16 protein-coding genes are annotated in these 16,722 nt (G+C 37.2%); 6 read left to right on the top strand and 10 right to left on the bottom strand.

What is annotated here, in order from left to right; genetic code table 11:
* The first annotated feature begins 155 nt into the window (after positions 1-155).
* The gene (gene mleCBF / locus AC3WLU_RS02060) at positions 156-998 is read left to right on the top strand and encodes a CBF family alpha/beta fold macrolide esterase (protein WP_492596721.1); all 843 of its coding nucleotides are present in this window, start codon (positions 156-158) and stop codon (positions 996-998) included.
* A 60-nt stretch (positions 999-1,058) separates the two neighbouring features.
* Here the strand turns inward: mleCBF and AC3WLU_RS02055 are convergent, their stop codons facing one another.
* Positions 1,059-1,241, bottom strand: coding sequence for a YjcZ family sporulation protein (locus AC3WLU_RS02055; protein WP_283929153.1), 183 nt, complete (start codon positions 1,239-1,241; stop codon positions 1,059-1,061).
* A gap of 282 nt (positions 1,242-1,523) precedes the next feature.
* Between AC3WLU_RS02055 and AC3WLU_RS02050 the strand changes: the two genes are divergently transcribed.
* Positions 1,524-2,030: a hypothetical protein gene (locus tag AC3WLU_RS02050; RefSeq protein WP_492596720.1), complete on the top strand. Its 507-nt coding sequence runs from the start codon at positions 1,524-1,526 to the stop codon at positions 2,028-2,030.
* 507 nt (positions 2,031-2,537) lie between these two features.
* Here the strand turns inward: AC3WLU_RS02050 and AC3WLU_RS02045 are convergent.
* Entirely contained in the window at positions 2,538-3,293 is a 756-nt protein-coding gene (locus AC3WLU_RS02045) for an exosporium glycoprotein BclB-related protein (protein WP_492596719.1), read from the bottom strand.
* A 1,262-nt stretch (positions 3,294-4,555) separates the two neighbouring features.
* Between AC3WLU_RS02045 and AC3WLU_RS02040 the strand changes: the two genes are divergently transcribed.
* Positions 4,556-5,308: a hypothetical protein gene (locus AC3WLU_RS02040; protein WP_492596718.1), complete on the top strand. Its 753-nt coding sequence runs from the start codon at positions 4,556-4,558 to the stop codon at positions 5,306-5,308.
* A gap of 95 nt (positions 5,309-5,403) precedes the next feature.
* The gene (locus AC3WLU_RS02035; RefSeq protein WP_492596717.1) at positions 5,404-6,198 is read left to right on the top strand and encodes a hypothetical protein; all 795 of its coding nucleotides are present in this window, start codon (positions 5,404-5,406) and stop codon (positions 6,196-6,198) included.
* A gap of 573 nt (positions 6,199-6,771) precedes the next feature.
* Here AC3WLU_RS02035 and AC3WLU_RS02030 read toward each other — a convergent pair.
* The 3 genes from AC3WLU_RS02030 to AC3WLU_RS02020 form a co-directional block, all read right to left on the bottom strand.
* Positions 6,772-7,224: an SRPBCC family protein gene (locus tag AC3WLU_RS02030; RefSeq protein ID WP_095679101.1), complete on the bottom strand. Its 453-nt coding sequence runs from the start codon at positions 7,222-7,224 to the stop codon at positions 6,772-6,774.
* Between the two features lie 154 nt (positions 7,225-7,378).
* Positions 7,379-8,251: an AraC family transcriptional regulator gene (locus AC3WLU_RS02025; RefSeq protein ID WP_492596716.1), complete on the bottom strand. Its 873-nt coding sequence runs from the start codon at positions 8,249-8,251 to the stop codon at positions 7,379-7,381.
* 103 nt (positions 8,252-8,354) lie between these two features.
* Positions 8,355-8,807 carry a GNAT family N-acetyltransferase gene (locus AC3WLU_RS02020; RefSeq protein ID WP_492596715.1) on the bottom strand — a complete coding sequence of 151 codons (453 nt, stop codon included), beginning with the start codon at positions 8,805-8,807 and terminating at the stop codon, positions 8,355-8,357.
* Positions 8,808-9,028: 221 nt separating this feature from the next.
* On the opposite strand from AC3WLU_RS02020, the gene AC3WLU_RS02015 reads away from it, so the two are divergent.
* Positions 9,029-9,208, top strand: coding sequence for a small acid-soluble spore protein H (locus tag AC3WLU_RS02015; RefSeq protein ID WP_057276935.1), 180 nt, complete (start codon positions 9,029-9,031; stop codon positions 9,206-9,208).
* Between the two features lie 205 nt (positions 9,209-9,413).
* Here the strand turns inward: AC3WLU_RS02015 and AC3WLU_RS02010 are convergent, their stop codons facing one another.
* The 3 genes from AC3WLU_RS02010 to AC3WLU_RS02000 form a co-directional block, all read right to left on the bottom strand.
* The gene (locus AC3WLU_RS02010) at positions 9,414-9,926 is read right to left on the bottom strand and encodes a DUF3189 family protein (protein ID WP_063575302.1); all 513 of its coding nucleotides are present in this window, start codon (positions 9,924-9,926) and stop codon (positions 9,414-9,416) included.
* 195 nt (positions 9,927-10,121) lie between these two features.
* Entirely contained in the window at positions 10,122-11,231 is a 1,110-nt protein-coding gene (locus AC3WLU_RS02005) for a D-alanyl-D-alanine carboxypeptidase family protein (protein ID WP_063575301.1), read from the bottom strand.
* Between the two features lie 761 nt (positions 11,232-11,992).
* Complete coding sequence (locus AC3WLU_RS02000) at positions 11,993-12,964, bottom strand: acyltransferase family protein (RefSeq protein ID WP_440970044.1); 972 nt, start codon at positions 12,962-12,964, stop codon at positions 11,993-11,995.
* 349 nt (positions 12,965-13,313) lie between these two features.
* On the opposite strand from AC3WLU_RS02000, the gene AC3WLU_RS01995 reads away from it, so the two are divergent.
* Complete coding sequence (locus AC3WLU_RS01995; RefSeq protein ID WP_106026156.1) at positions 13,314-13,706, top strand: thiol-disulfide oxidoreductase DCC family protein; 393 nt, start codon at positions 13,314-13,316, stop codon at positions 13,704-13,706.
* Between the two features lie 431 nt (positions 13,707-14,137).
* Here the strand turns inward: AC3WLU_RS01995 and AC3WLU_RS01990 are convergent, their stop codons facing one another.
* Both AC3WLU_RS01990 and AC3WLU_RS01985 read right to left on the bottom strand, forming a co-directional pair.
* The gene (locus AC3WLU_RS01990) at positions 14,138-14,596 is read right to left on the bottom strand and encodes a hypothetical protein (RefSeq protein ID WP_063594613.1); all 459 of its coding nucleotides are present in this window, start codon (positions 14,594-14,596) and stop codon (positions 14,138-14,140) included.
* Between the two features lie 69 nt (positions 14,597-14,665).
* The gene (locus AC3WLU_RS01985) at positions 14,666-16,513 is read right to left on the bottom strand and encodes a S8 family peptidase (protein ID WP_440438379.1); all 1,848 of its coding nucleotides are present in this window, start codon (positions 16,511-16,513) and stop codon (positions 14,666-14,668) included.
* Positions 16,514-16,722: the final 209 nt, after the last annotated feature.

Genomic DNA, 16,722 nt, shown 5'->3' with positions numbered 1-16,722 from the left:
TTTACAACTATTAAAAGGAGGCCGCGTCATGATTATTAAGTGGGTTAGACTGCGATAATGAAAAGCGCAGGCCAATCATCATGCTCCGGAAAGAATATATTGATCTGCGCCATCGTAACGGCTATTGGATAATATTTAATACGGAGGTAAAAAACATGAGTGAACAGATACTGAAAATCAATAAAGTCGATATATGTACTGAAAGTTTTGGAAACCCTAAGGACCCTGCCGTGCTTTTGATCATGGGAGCGATGTCTTCATTAGATTGGTGGGATGATGATTTCTGTCTCCGCCTTGCCGATTCGGGGAGATTTGTGATTCGCTACGACCATCGGGATTTGGGACGGTCTACCGTTTATGAACCCGGTACCTCCAACTATACAATAACGGATTTGGCTGACGATGCCGCGGGTGTCCTGGACGCTTATTCCATAGAACGTGCTTCTATCGTTGGGATGTCCCTAGGCGGTATGATCGGTCAGATTCTTGCCTTAAGATATCCGGAACGCGTAAATACGCTTACGCTAATTGCTTCAAGCGTGTTCGGGACTGTAATGGAAAAACTGCCTCCAATGGACCAGAGCATATTGGATCATCATGCAAAAAGCGCTTCCATTGATTGGTCAAATCGGGAGACGGTCATCGCTTATCTTGCGGATGGATGGAAAACTTTAGCCGGTTCCAAACCCTATGAGCAGGAAAGAATGCATAAACTGGCAAAAAGAGAAGCAGACCGTGCCAAGCAGCTACCGAGCAGATTCAATCATGCCATGCTTGCTGGAGGAGACGAATATTTCGATCGAATGGGTGAGATTTCCATACCTGTCCTCATCATCCACGGCACAGAAGATCCAGCCTTGCCATACGAGCACGGACTTGCTCTTGCGAAAGCCATCCCTCAAGCTGAATTAGTGACTCTTGATGGATCAGGGCATGAAATTCATAGTCACGACTGGGATATGATTATCAAATCAGTCATAAAGCTTACTTCGCGATAATTAAAATAGTTTGCATAAAGGAAGCCGACCAATAAAGGTCGGCTTTTCTTTATGCATTTGTTAGCAGAAACCGCCATATCCTTGAACGGGATAACAATCGTTTCCTCTATCGCCGCCGCCGAAACAAGCAGCTCCAACGATGATTAAGAGGATAAACAATACGACTATAAAAGCGAAACCGCCACCAAATCCACCAACATCGTTACCGCAACCGCAATTTGAATCATGACCACAATTTGACAATAGAAACATCTCCTTATTTGTTTTAGGAGGAAGAAATTAAATGGGTTAATTCAACTTATGTTCTAAATAGGATAATGACACAAAAATCACCAGAAACTTTTTTCAACCACCCGCACGACCTAAAATCAACAGTTTATCAGCGCCTATTTTTACCGTTTGGAGATTTCATGCAGCTCCGCCTGACACCTTATTTACTCATTGAAATTAATGATTGTTTGCGACATCCAATTCTCACTAATTCAAGCTTATTGTACAATGAAGCTAAAAAGGTCCGAGGTATTTATGATAAAAGGAAATTCTTATATTCTTGTTTTTTCCATGGCTGTTCTGTTGACAATCATACTTGTTTCAACTACTCCAATAATAATTAAAACGTTAATCGCTTTTATAACGATTGCGTTCGTATTTCCTGTCATTAGGAAATCTCTGTTTAAAGACAAATTCAGAAAAATTAAAGTGGCCTTCTACTCATCAGTGACCTTTACAATTGGTTTATTTCTAGTCTCGTTTTTTGAAGAACCATCCTTTAAATTAGATGGAGATTTCCTGATCATTATGGTTGTGCTTTTTTATAGTTTGATTGGGAATTTCTTTTATGGTTTACCAGTATCACTAATTTCTGAATTCATCTCAATGAAGTTTTCCAATATACGTTTCTGGTTATCTGGATTCATACATATTGGTTTCGGATTGGCTACATACTTAATTGACCCGGGAGGTTTCTTTATCTTTGCGGTTATATGCTCCATAATCTTTTTTGCACTAGATGAATATTCGGCTTCTTATTGACCTAACCAAAAAACAAAAAAATGAAAAAAAGGATAAAAAGAAATTACTCTCTTTTATCCTTTTCAAGCAGCTCAATGTTCTATGCTATTGGTCACTTTTATTTCTTTATATATTTGTGTAAGTACTATTAAAATTCACAACTGATATGCACCGATTGGGTTTAATTGCAGGATTTTTTTTGTAATGGCTGCCTTTTTTCCTTACGTAATCCAATAAAAAAAGGAAACACCATTTAAAGTGTCCCCTTCTTCTCTGCAAAGTTAACGGTTGCAATTCAATCAGTCATTTCCGTTAAAGGCGTCTACCTTAATAAGGAAGTGGCCTTTTTATTTGTCCGCATTAAGTTTTATTTACTTGAATTAACTTGCGAGACTAGTAAAGTCCAGATAATTAAGCATTTTAAAGCCATTTACCGCAAATTACAGCACTAGAACGGTAATTCAGTCTTACCTAGTGAACTACCGTTCTTTGTGCTAGAGAGTTTCGACTAATGGTAATGCAGCGAAATTAACTGATTGCAACCCCCGCACTGGCAGCACCAACCACGGCAGTAGCAAGAGTAATTCCAGTGCCTGCTACAGAGAAAACCATCATTAGACGCTCTCCCGGACTTACTGGTATTGCCAATCCTGCAGTAATCCCTTGACTAATAGTACCAATAGAAACTATACCTGTGAGAGGTGGAGCTAATACTACAGTAGCACCTGGAATTGCAGTGAAAATGTTACTTCCTGCCGGTGCTCGAAATAATTGTGCTGTGATCGTTGCTGTACCAACAGGAAGAGTTAATCCAACTGTAGTGCTGAAGGTTGCAGCTATCGAGGTAATGGTTCCAGCACGCGGAACCGTAAATGCCTCATTAAGAAGGCCTGTTAGGTCTATTGTGCCTCCAAGAATAGTAAGACCAGGAATAGCAGTTCCAAACCCAATAGCACTTGAAGTACCAACGAGTCCACCTGCAACAATAGTTAATGCTGCAGGAGTAATACCGGATGCGAATGGAATGATCGCACCAGCTCCTGGTGCTCCCGGTGCTCCCGGTGCTCCCGGTGCTCCTGGAGGTCCTGCTGGTCCTGCTGGTCCTGCTGGTCCTGCTGGTCCTGCTGGTCCTGCTGGTCCTGCTGGTCCTGCTGGTCCTTGTGGACCTCTAGCTCCTGGAACTCCATTATCTCCTTTTTCTCCTTTTGACCCTTGATGAAGTGGGGGACAACAACAGATTCTATTGTGACAGCGAGGACAGCAAAAATTAAAATTATTTGACATAAAATCACGCTCCTTAGTAAATAATATATTTTTGTTTTTTAATATTGCGCCACTGTTTGTCCTATAAATGGTAATTAAACAAAAAATTAATGAAGAAATCTAATTTTATACATTAACTTTTCTATGCGGATCTTGTCTAATCTTCAGTTCAATGGTTCTATTCTAAATTGGGGCATCCGAAAAACGAGGGTATCACATTTGAAGAAGTGCTGTAAGTCTTCCAGCCGCATACATCGATTTTCTTCCTTTCCAGAAGAAAAAAAAGGCATACTTTACCTACCAATTAAACTCCAAGTCCGCATGGCAACGACTACAACCCGCAAAGTCTAATACTGATCCTGATGGTCCTTGTGGCCCTGTAGTTCCTGGTGGTCCTGCTGGAACTCCTTTTTCTCATTTGGTCCCTTGATGAACAAGGGGACAACAACAGATCCTTTTTTGGCAGCGAGAACAGCTAAAATGAAATTTGATGACTTAAAGTTCTCCTCCTTCTGAATAAGATATTTTTGTTTTTTAATATTGCGAGACTATTTCCTCCTATAAATGGTAATTAAACAAAAAAATTAATGAAAAAATCTAATTTTATGCATTAACTTTTCTAGCGGATCTTGTCTAATCTTCAGCTCAAATGGTTCTATTCTAAATTGGGGCATCCGAAAAACGAGAGTTTCTTTTGAAGAACTGGCTGTAGTCTAAAATTTTTCAACCCTTCCAACATGGGATCTTTCTCCTTTCCGGAAGACAAATAGGCATACTTTACCCTTTACCAACCCCAGCCGGATTAGAAAAACGGTAAAATACACATTGAGACACGCCTATTTTTTAACATTATTAAAAAGTTAACGGTTGAAGTTCCCTCTATAAACCTCATAGATCTAAACTTTGGTAATGGAAAGATGCCTTAACACGAGCCTAGGACTTCTTTGTTCACTTTCCAAAAATTCGAGCAAACAAGCCCTTTTTGCGTTTATCAGTATTTTCGTAGGCACTGCTTTCCAATGTTTAACTTTTTGCCTCCCTTTTGGATTCATCCATTTCTTTACCGCGTTCCATACTTCCTCTAAGGCTAAATTATAACCCTATAAACTATTTACAGTTTGTCTGGAAATATAAGCAACATGTCCAAGCAACTTCCTTAATTTATTAATAGTATATTTTGTAACTACTCCGAAAATACTTTTGGCAGTGCTTTAGTATGGTTCAATACTACACTCCATTTCATTTTCGAAAAAAAAAGTGTTACAAGAAAGGATTGTGATTTTGTGGGAAATTTAGGTAATAAAAATCCATTAAACAGTAACTGGGGTTCTGTTTGTTTTAACGATAGCGACTGTTTTGGCCAAAAATCAAGATCAAGGCTTGAACATAACTCATGTAAATCTTGTGGGTCTTGCGATTCTGCTTGCGATTGCAATTTTAAAGCTCCGGCTCGCCAACTCGCTGCACCATTAAACAGCGACTGTGTCCTAGTTAATTCAGTTGTAGGCTCAAAAGCGGTACAAAAGGTTGCAGAAACAACACTTCCTTTTACCGCGTTTACTCCTGTTATACCAGCTGGATCCACAATTAGATCAGTATCTGTTGTACCGAATCTAGCCGGTATTACCCGTAACACGACAATTATTAGGGACAAAGTTGTTAACATCGGGCTTATTCCTGTAACTGTTACGGTAACGTTTACGGCACCAGGAACAACCGCTCCTGTTTTAACAGCCACACTTGCAACTAGTTTACCATTCCAGGAGCATACAGATTTTCCAGGTGCCTGCCCTGAGGATATGGTAGTAGAACCCCCATTAACAATAGAAGGGATCTTTGCTCAACCAGGCGTTCCAGTCATCGGCCCTACAGGACTTATTACTGCCAATGCTATTTTAGTCAAGATTGTACTACGCACTACAATTACAGTGACTCGACAAGTTATTGTAGATAAACACGGTGGTATTTGCGACGTAAATGAACGTCGTTGTGAAACTACAACTACTCCAACAACTAATACTCTTCCTGCTCCGTAAATGACGGTGTTGATTAGTTTTTAATCTTGACTAGCAAAGCCCTCTCTAAATAGAGGAGGCTTTGCCTTTATTCATATTTTAAAAGATAGAAAGGAGTGACATTTCCATGTATTATCACGAGGATTGTTGTAAGCAGAAACACTACGATAATGAGCATCACGATCATTGTTGGAAGAAAAAATGCTGTGATAATGAGCATCATGATCATTGTTGGAAGGAGAAATGCTGCGACAATGAGCATCACGATCATTGTTGGAAGCAGGAAAAATGCTGCGACAATGAGCATCACGATCATTGTTGGAAGCAGGAGAAATGCTGTGACAATGAGCATCACGATCATTGTTGGAAGCAGGAAAAATGCTGCAATAATGAGAAGCACGATTGCTGTAAGAAGAAAAAACGCTGTGATGATGAGCATTGCGATTGTAAGAAGAAAAAACGCTGCGATGATGAGCATTGCGATTGTAAAAAGAAAAAACGCTGCGACAATGAGCATTGCGATTGTAAGAAGAAAAAACGCTGCGATGATGAGCATTGCGATTGTAAGAAGAAAAAACGCTGCGATAATGAGCATTGCGATTGTAAGAAGAAAAAACGCTGCGATAATGAGCATTGCGATTGTAAGAAGAAAAAACGCTACGATAATGAGCATTATGATTGTAAGAAGAAAAAACGCTGCGATAATGAGCATTGCGATTGTAAGAAGAAAAAACGCTGCGATAATGAGCATTACGATCATTGTTGTAAGCAGAATAAATGCCATGTTGACTTTGGGTGTCATATGTCATGGAATTGGTAGTTTGTTAAATGAAAAGTACTTTGATACCTTAATTATCAAAGTACTTTTTTTGTTCCCAAAAGATGAGTCATGTCAACCTCACATGTTTTGAGTACTCATTCGGTTGCCCTTTATCACATTTCCGAAACAAATACATACCCATCGTCAGTCTCATTTTGCGCCACCTTGGAAAATATGATTTATGATTCGCTTGCTGCTTAACTATCCTGTCCGTTCATCTTCAAGAGAATCGACTATATCCTTTTAAAAGATTTATTTTTGAAAAAAAGTAATAATTTTACACATTAACTCTGGAACATTTGTTCTGTTTATGTTATTCTTATAAAAACAAAAGAAAAGATCTAATCGCAGCAAACGATTTGATCCGTAATTATAATTAACGGTCGGTTGTATCCGCGGGCCTAACACGGTTGTACCGCTGAGCCGAGCCATTCACTAATCTTTAGGGTGCCGGTTATAAAGACAGCTCCGAACTTCAGCTAAGCACCCATTAGTTCTATAAAGCATTTATAACACTTGTCCATCTTCATCATCAGGAAATCATTTCATTATTCATCAACTCCTTCATTCTTAATCAGTGAATTAGTTCCTCCTGGTACTAGGGGAACATAAAAAGGCTGCCGCAGCAACCCATGATAGCAGAGTATAGTCTTAAACAAGGATATTACCTATTCTCGGCAATCTTTTTCAGTGCCTTTGCACGAGAAACGATAAATGCCCTCATATACTTCTCTAAAAACAACTTATCAGCTAATACCCCAATTGGACCGAACGGTGACTTATATTGAAATGTATCCATCATTATAGTTCCGCCTGGTTCTTCTTTAAACTGATGTGTGTGTACGAAGGAATGGAAGGCACCCTTCACCATAATATCTACAAACTTATTTGGTTTTTCCATTAGTATCACTTTGGCTTCCAGCCTTTGTTTAATACCAAAGTGAATGGCTTCCCAAGTAACAGCATCTCCCTCCTCTAATAACCCTTCTGTCACACCATCAACAGCCATTTCCTTAGTGTTCGCTGTCGTTTTGGTATGGATATCCACACTCCTCGCTAGGTCAAAACATAATTCAACTGGGGCTTTAATAAATTGTTGATACTCAATAACAGGCATTTTCCAATCTCCTTATATTAGCACTTTCTATCCACCATTATAGCTCGTTAAAGCAAATTATACCCAGCTCTTATTCCCTTATCCTTCCCTGTTTGCTCCATAAGCAAAAGCTGCCGGAAGACAGCTTTTTCGATAAATTCTTCGCCTGGTAAACTTACTTTTTTATAACGGGGATCCATATTTCACTTCTAAATGTTGGTGAGGTTATGTCTTTATTTTCATTCCAAAGGATTTCCGGCCCTTCTCTTTGTTCATAGTTAGAGGATGGAAACCATTCGGAATAAATGCGTCCCCAAACATTTTGCAGTGTTTCAGGAAAGGGGCCGACTGCTTCGAATACCGCCCATGTAGACGCATCAACATTCAGCTGTGTTAAGTTATCTGGACATTCCCTCGTTGTAGCTGCACCGATATAATGATCAAGCTCCCCTTTTTCCTCCAACCTGCCTTCGGAAAAGTTCGCGGATGCACTAAGCAGCCCTAATGGCTCGACATTCGATAAGTTTTTAAGTTCATTTATCGTTTTCTCGTCTAAACTTTTCCACATAGATGCAATCTCTGGATTGACCCCGTTAAAAATGATTGGAACCCTTTTTTTAATTCCAATTATGTGAAATGCCTCTTTTTCTTCAATTCGATAGTTCATTTCACTGCCTCCTTTAATGGATAATTGGAAGGACATCGGTGGATAGGCTTTAAGTGAATGGCCATTACTTCTCGCTTCTGATGGCGTGATACCATGCAAATGCTGAAACGCCCTTGTAAACGAGTCTGGTGAACTGTACCCGTACTTTATCGCAATATCAATGACCTTTATGTTGCTATTTTTAAGCTCAAACGCTGCAAGTGTAAGCCGTCTTCGGCGGATATACTCGGATAGTGAAATACCGGCAAGGAAGGAAAACATCCTTTTAAAATGATATTCCGAGCAATAAGCGAGCCTTGCAACTTCTTTAAAATCAATTTCGTTCGTAAGATTTTCTTCAATGAATTTAATGGCACCATTCATATTTTTGAGCGAATCCATTCAATGACCTCCCTTATATCAATAGAATAGCAGGAGTTGAAATGAAACATCCGACTTTCTGTGCACGATTATGCAGGGTCTAATCCCTTTGTGTTAAAAGTACTTATTGTTGAAATGGGGTTTTACCGACTTTTTGCATAAATAGCTCTGGTTTATCAATCTCATTAAAACCGTATTTTTTATATAATGAATGTGCATCATTCGTGGCTAACATAAACCTGCGAACCTCTTTTAGTTCGGAATGGTTGGTGATAACGTCCATTAACCATTTTGATAATCCTAATTTACGATAGTCAGGTAATATAAACACATCGCAAAGATATGCATGGGTTGCTAAATCGGTTATTACCCTTGCAAATCCAACTTGATCACAACCTTCATTTCCTATTTCACCCTTATAAACCCCAAAACATAAGGTCGTATTTTCAATTGACTTTATTACTGTTTCCTTAGTTATCCCCTTTGACCAGTAAGCTTCATGATTCAAAAAATCATGTATTACATCTACATCTAGATACTTTTTATTAGTAGAAATCGAAAATCCTTCATTATTCATTTTACATCCCCCTATACTTTTTTAATTTTCTGTAATTATATCAACTGATTTTATCTTGAACTATCCTGCGTTATCGAAACATTTAAAAACTGCCATACAAATAACTCACCCACCAGTTCGTTAAGTAAGGGATTCTTGGAAGAATTTTAATTACAACTAGTATATCTAAGTAAATCGGAACAAATATTAAACATGTTGCAAATTCAAAGGAGGTGGCTAAAATGAACGCACAACGAGCAGAAGAAATTGCTTCTTCACCAAATATGGTTACTGTAACCTATAATGAGGAAAGTATCTACATTGAGCACGTGGATGAACAAAATGGAACAGCTACAATCCATCCCCTTGATGATCCAAATAAAAAACAAAGTGTTTCTGTAAACAGCCTGCAAGAACAGTAATTTCCTCGATTCATTAATAAACCTCCACTTCCGGGTGGTGGTTTATTGTTCGATTAAGTGCAAGCACCACCTCTTGTATAGCATGAATCCATCCAGAAGCGTAACAAAAAAAGCCAACATCAATTGTTGACTTGTATCCCTATACAGTTGACAGCCTGCACTTTCAAAAACGAATTTTGATGGGCTAAGTAAGTTTTTAACAGGATTACTTATATTTTTCATTTTCTATTATAATCACTTTTTCCCCATTAGCTGCTTTTCCTATTTGTTTCGTGTTTTCAACCAAGCGAAAAATATTATCACAGCATTGTTTGGTGCCTATAATTAATAATGGCACACCTATGAAATCAATTTTTAATGCTCTTGATAAAAATCCCCCTATAGACATGGCAATAGGGACAGTAGGGGATGTATTGGAGAATACTATTTTTTCGTTAAAGTGAAATTTCTCCTCCAGTAGTAAAGTCAATTCTTTTAATGCCGGTACAACGAGTTTCTCTCTTTTATGTCCCATTGTATAAACGGAGTTACCATCTTCATCGATCCCGCGAAAAATCAGCTTTCCAAATTCCTTTTTCGTTAATTTATTAAAATATTTCACATTTAATATTTCTTCAGAAGTTAGTTTTCTTTCCGATTGAGGTAATTGTTTTAAATGATAGGCGGCAGCCAAAGACGTGGTATGTGTACCCCCATAATCATTATAGATATACATCATGAAATCATCCCTAATAGTTTTTTTAATACTATTATGGTCATATACTCCATTTCCAATTCAGGTACCTTTGTGCTGTCCGATTAGTATATTCCTGTCCTCGGATCATCAATAAAAATAAAAGAGTACACCTATCATTCATGGATGATAAGGGCACACTTTTATTTTTATAAACTGGGGTATGTATAGGAACAAGTTTTAAAATCCTCCCAACCCTAAAGATGGGACAGAAAATTTAATTAGCTTATCATTGATTGTTTCTTGTTTAATCGGGGCAGGCAATACTGTGTTCCTAACATCAGCGACCGTTTTAAGGTCAAAGGAGTCGATTGCTTCCCCTTCTTGGTTCATGATTGAAAGCACTCCATCATTACTCGTTTTTAGACTAGGTTGATCACTGATTAAATGAGTATAGTATATGTCTTCGTTCAGCGTGTAGGAATTAGAGTAATCCGCTGAATAAAGTTTGCTTTTTTTATCAATTTTTCCTGATTTAAAGTTTTCAAAGCCATAGTTGAATAAAAGCTTGGTATCAGAGTAGGCAACTTTGTCTGAAGGAGCTTTTAGAGTGACAGCAATCAATTCCTGTTCTCCTCTAGTTGCAGTAGAAATCAGGGTGTAGCCGGATTGACTTACGAAACCGGTTTTCCCGCCGGTTATTCCCTTATAGGGGAGTTCGCCTTTTAACATTTTATGATGGGTAATCAGAGTTGTGTCCCATGTTTCCACTTCCCATGGTAACTCCTTCTTCCCAAAATACTCACGGAATGTTTCATTTTTCATTGCATATTGGGTAATTTTCGCAAGGTCACTGGCCGTAGTTACATGGTCTTTGTCAAACAATCCATGGGGGTTCGTAAAATGAGTATCGGTAACGTTTACTTCTTTTCTTAAAAACTCATTCAAATCTTCCATGAACAATTTTTCACTGCCAGACATATGCTCGGCAATTGCGATGGCTGCATCATTTCCGGAGTTGATTAGCATGCCTGCAATTAATTTGGAAAGCTCTATTTCCTCCCCAGGTTCAATAAATACCGAAGACCCGTCTGCCTTCGCCGCTTTTTTGCTAACAGTCACCAGTTCGTTCTTATCCCCGTGTTCTATAGCATATATCGCCGTGGCCACTTTCGTTAGACTGGCTGGATACATACGTTTATCCATGTTTTTTCCGTATAATACTTTTCCACTTTTCGCATCAATAATGATCCCGGCTTCACTATTGAGAGGTAAGTCAGATTCTGCACTTACCTTCGTAGAGGCGAAAGGGATTAAAGCCAAAATGAAGATGATGAAAAACTTTTTCATATGCCGCTCCTTTGATGATAGTTAAATCTTATATAGTTATAATAAAATAAATCTGAATGTTTAAAGTTGTTTTATTGAAAGTGAAATACAAAAGTAATTACCCCTTAATAATTTTGGAAACATTTCGGGCAATCACCTTCATTTTCTTTCCTGAAATAACTTTAAAAGGGTTGTAACCCTTTTAGTGGAGCCTCCATTTAATCCCCATTAAACGGATTTTTTAGCAGCTCACTTAATACCTGGAAATTTCTTTTCATGAAAAAACCCTTCAAACGGAAGGGCTCTGGCTGTAGTGAAACTCTAAGAAAAGCGAGTTTGACTGCAGTTTTTTCGATTAAAAGTTCCAGTTGATTTCAGAAATCCGCTCCCTTTCCGCCGACTGCCTCCAAGCCTCCTCGACGCAAGCGTCTCCGGGGTCTCGGCTAGCCAGTTTTTCGGCAGGAGTGTCGCATATTTCTTCCATCCATTAAGGATTACAGGAAAAAACATGAAGGATAAACTAGTCTTAAACATGGTTTAGATGAGCCCTGCCTGCAGTTTTACTTTTAAAACACCAAGTCGATTTCCACTCCAGGCACTCGCTTTCCGCGGGCGGTCCGGGAGCCTCCTCGGCGCTTTTGCGCCTGTGGGGTCTCCCCTTGACGCGCTTTTCCCGCAGGAGTCTCGAACACCCGCTCCAATCAACTCTGTTTTGAAATTTAGATAAAACCTAACTCACACCTTTAAACTGAAGGGATATTTACTTTATAGGTAGATTTCTGTTATGTTTTCATTTTCATTCCTATTAACGCACATTCCACTTTTACTATCGGTTTTCTTGATAATATAAATATTATGGTTACAGGTATGACTAATAAAACATAGTATTGGCCACTTTCTTTGATCCAATCATAAATAAATGAGTTGTAAACATATTCCAGGAAAAACATATGAAAAAGATAAATACCTAATGTAATGGATCCTATTTCAGTAAAAAACGTTTGTTTTTTAGGAACTATACATAAAAAACAGTAAGTTGCTGCTCCCATAATTAAATATACGAGTAACTTATATATAAAACCGAGGGCAATGGAGCCTTCCATTAATTCCTGATAACCTAAGCGGCCATAAAACCATTCCCTCCAAGTCATTTCCCCATAGAAATAAATACCTATAAAGATCAACCCTAGTACAGCCCAGCCGATCAGGGCATTACTTTTCTTTTTAACCCATTCAAAATGATTTTTTTCTAAAAAATGACCAATTAAAAAGAAAGGAAAGAAAAAGAAGGTTCTCGACAAACTTAACCATTCATTCACTTCACCAAAGTAACCGATTATTAGAGAGACAATGATTGAAAGGGCGATTCCATATTTCCTGGAGGAAAATACAAACAATAATATATTCCAGCAGAATAAGCTTATTAAGAACCATAAAGCCCATCTTGGAGTCAATATTGTGAAGTCTATTGGTTCATCAAATACCTTCCGATAATAGAAGGTATATATCACCTGGAATATTACATAGGGAATTAATATTTTCTTAATGAGCCCCCAGAGGTCCTTTTTGCTTTTTATCTTCCTGGAAAAATAACCGGATACTAAAATAAAAGCTGGCATATGGAATGAAAAAACAAACAGATAAATAGTTAAAATCCATTGGTTTTCTTCCACCATTCTAGCTAATGTGTGCCCCAAAACAACTAGTACGATTAAGACAGCTTTCGCATTGTCAAAATACGGATCACGTTTCATGAAATCTTACCTCCTATAAAGAAACTGCCAGTTATATTTTCTAACCCTCATTTATGGTTTGAATGAAAAAGCCGGCGTTCCTCTACTATAGGATTGCCGGCTTGGAACTTCATTGGAGTATCTACCATATCACAGCTTGTTTACAGTTTAGTTAATGGAAAATAACAGTTTGATAACAGTCAAAATCCACCCGCCAATTGGCTTACGTACCCGTTAGTGACTTGCCGGAACGAACAATCTCTTCCATCATCAAAACTCCAGGCAGTTCCAGACGTTTTCGTCTTTTCAAAACGGGTAGTGTATTATATAAGCATGAGTATGTTAACGTCTCTCTATAGGAGGAATGTTCATGAATCCGGTCATTTTGTTTGATGGTGAATGCAACTTTTGCGATTCGAGTGTCCAGTTCATTATCAAGCGGGATCCGCAGGGGCTTTTTCATTACGCTTCGCTTCAAAGTGAGGCAGGACAAGAGTTGCTGAAGAAGTATGATGTTCCTGCAGATATAGATAGCATGGTGCTGATTGAAAAGGATAAGGCCTACTATAAATCGTCTGCAGCCTTGAGGATTTGCCGCGGCTTACAAGGGGCATGGAAATTGCTTTACGGTTTCATCATCGTCCCAAGCTTCATCCGGAACTTCGTTTATGATTTCATTGCCAGGAACCGTTACAAATGGTTCGGAAAGAAAGAAGAAAGCTGTATGCTGCCGTCGCCAAGTGTTCGAAAGCGGTTTTTATAAATAGACTTGCAAACATTAATGTTAATTTAATTAAAGACCGTGGAGAAAAAGTTCGAACTTAGGGAAAGAAAATCGAGAATAGGCTAAACATCTTCAGAAGTTTGGGGTAGGAGCAGATAAAATTAATAGCAGTTGCCAGTGAAAAACCGGAAATTAATCTAGATACACTTTAATCGCTCTTTACCGGGAAGTAAACATTGTAAATCGAAGCCCCTAACTGACATATTAAGCTCGGAATGAAAACACAGATGGAAAAGGTATTTAATTTTCTGCTTTCGTTATATTAGTCTCTTTATTGGCTTTCTATAACGTAAAAAAGGTAATTCAGCTGAATTACCTTTTTTTACGTTATAGAATTGCCGGTACGACTCTTTAACAAATGTGGTTAGTACATTAAAGAACAATATTTATGAAGTGTGTTTATGTATTTGTTAAGGGTGAGTTATTATTTGCTCAACTTTATTAAGAGTACTAGCATTACTTGGAATAAATTGAGCAGTTAATTGATAGTCTCCTTTTGAAAGCAACTTCGAATTAATTTTTATAGTATACTCCCATGTGTCTCCTTTATTAAAATCTTTTTTATGTTTTTTAGTCGGTTGAGATTCAACAGTAATGATAGTACCCTCTTTAATTGGACTATTCGTTATTGTTTTGAATTCTACGTCTATTTCGTTACCTGTAGCAAATAGCAAATTAAAGTTCTTATTTGTATTATTGGTAATTTTATATGTAAAACTCTCATAGTCTTTTGTTGTCAATTGATGTTCAAGGGATTGTTCGACGTTAAGATCGAGTTTATTGTTCTTTTTATCAATTTGAGCAATGTAGTAGTAATAGGCAAATATTATTAATGAAATAATCACAATACCAATAATTAACTTTCGCACAAGATACCCCTTCCAAATGTTGAATATTACATGTTTTATTCTCTCTTTTTTGTTACTCTAACTATTTATTTAGTAACTTTTTACACTGCTTATAGGAGGATTATCCGCGTAGTCTTTACCCGTTCCTGTAGAAATTCCATATGAAAAACCTCCTGAGCCACCACCAATAGATGGAGTTATCGTTGTGAAAGCATGAGAATATTCTACTATTGCTTGTAAAGGTCCATTGTTTTTACTTGAAGCAGATTTAGGTAGATAAATATATTGAGTGAATTTCCCTATATCATCATGTGATCCAGCACGTAGGTCTACTTTCCACGACATACCCGCTTTTAAAGAAGGTTTAAAAACAGTAACAGATTCAGTAATAGGAATTGCACCATAATAAGTATGAGATAATTTACTTGTAGATTTATACCAAGCGTTATCAGTCCAGGCAAGAGCAAAAAGATCCACGTACCGATTTTTTGGCATGCTATTCCAATTATAACTACCATTTATTTTAAACTGTTTTTCATTACTATTCTTAATTCCAAGATAAGACGCACTTACCTTTAGAGTAATACTTCCACCATTCTTTAAATTTTGAGCTTGTACATCCCCACTAATTTCATCTTCCGGCACAAATGTATACGTAGTTTCAGAATAGTCAGGGTTCATTGCTCCTTCAGATATAAACTCTTTCATTTCTTCATTAGTTGTTCCATCAATAGCTTCTTCTGACCAACCAGCTTCAGTTAGAAATGCCAATTCCTCTTCGGTTAATTCATCTTGTTTCGAATCTGTTTGGATGTTATCTGGAACATATTGAGAGAAAGAAGGATCAACATTTACCAAATTATATTTTTTTTGATTTTCTAGTGTTGTAGCGTAGTCTTTTAATTTTGTGCGCATTTCTTTATTATCAAGGTTTATATTTTGTGACCAAAGAAGAGCTGCAGCTCCAGAAACATATGAGGCAGCTATAGAAGTACCACTTGCTGTTATATGATCGCCATTTAAATCTAAAGTTTGGATATTTACTCCCGGGGCAACTAATTCTAATTGATCGCTATAATTAGACAGTGAACTCATTTGATTATAGAAGTCTGATGCTCCAACACCAATTACATTATCATAGGCAGCCGGATAAGTAACTTTTTCAGTCCCCTCATTTCCTACTGAAGAAATCATTAAGACTCCTTGATCATAAGCTTTATCAATTACATTTTTCAATATTTCAGACTCTTTACTACCACCGAAGCTCATGTTTATAATATTGATATCTTCTTCAATTGCCCACTCAATTCCTTCAATTATATCACTATATTGTCCTGTACCATTTTGATCAAGTACTTTCCCAACATACAATTTAACATCTGGAGCTACTCCGTGGAATCCAGAATTTTCATATGAAGTTGCAATTATACTAGATACTGCTGTTCCATGACCGTTTAAATCTATAATATCTTCTTCACTATCTATAAATGAAGCTTGCTTTTCTACTACTATCCTAGATTGATTAGAAATCCCGGTGTCTAAAATTGCAAGTTTAATGCCTTTTCCTGTTATACCATTTTCATGAGCTTTATTAGCATTAATTCGTTTTGTTCCCCAACTATATTCATTTTCAAGGTATGTTTCTCCATTTAAAGGAGTAGATTGTACTGTTACATCTTCTTCAATCAATTTTACAGTTGGATTTTTCTTTATTTTATATAATTCATCAGCTGTTAATGATGCTTTTGCAGTCTTAAAATGCTTGTATTTCCCTTTGATTTCCCCTCCCTCTTTTTCAATTAATTTAGTATCCAATTTTTTATTAAACTCTACTAAATAGTTCTTTTCGCTTTGATTCTTTGCTTTACTTACACGAGGCTGTGAAAAAAATGAAAATATTAAGATAAAAACCGCAATACATGAAATGATTTTTTTCAACTAACACATCTCCAGTTCAAATTTTTTATTAAAATATTATCTCTCAAAATAAACACTAGATATATTTTACCATATTTTATATAAATTAGGACTATTGTATTTTATTTTCGTTTGATTTTTGATCAATAATTAGTTAAATTAAATTTTCCTAAATAACTAATTAGCCAAAAACCAATAGGGAAAATTGGAAGATATAACAAAAGCGATCA

This window comes from Peribacillus sp. FW305-BF15, from assembly GCF_058783805.1.
Note: the sequence above shows the minus strand (reverse complement) of the source record. Positions and strands in the feature narration are given on the sequence as shown.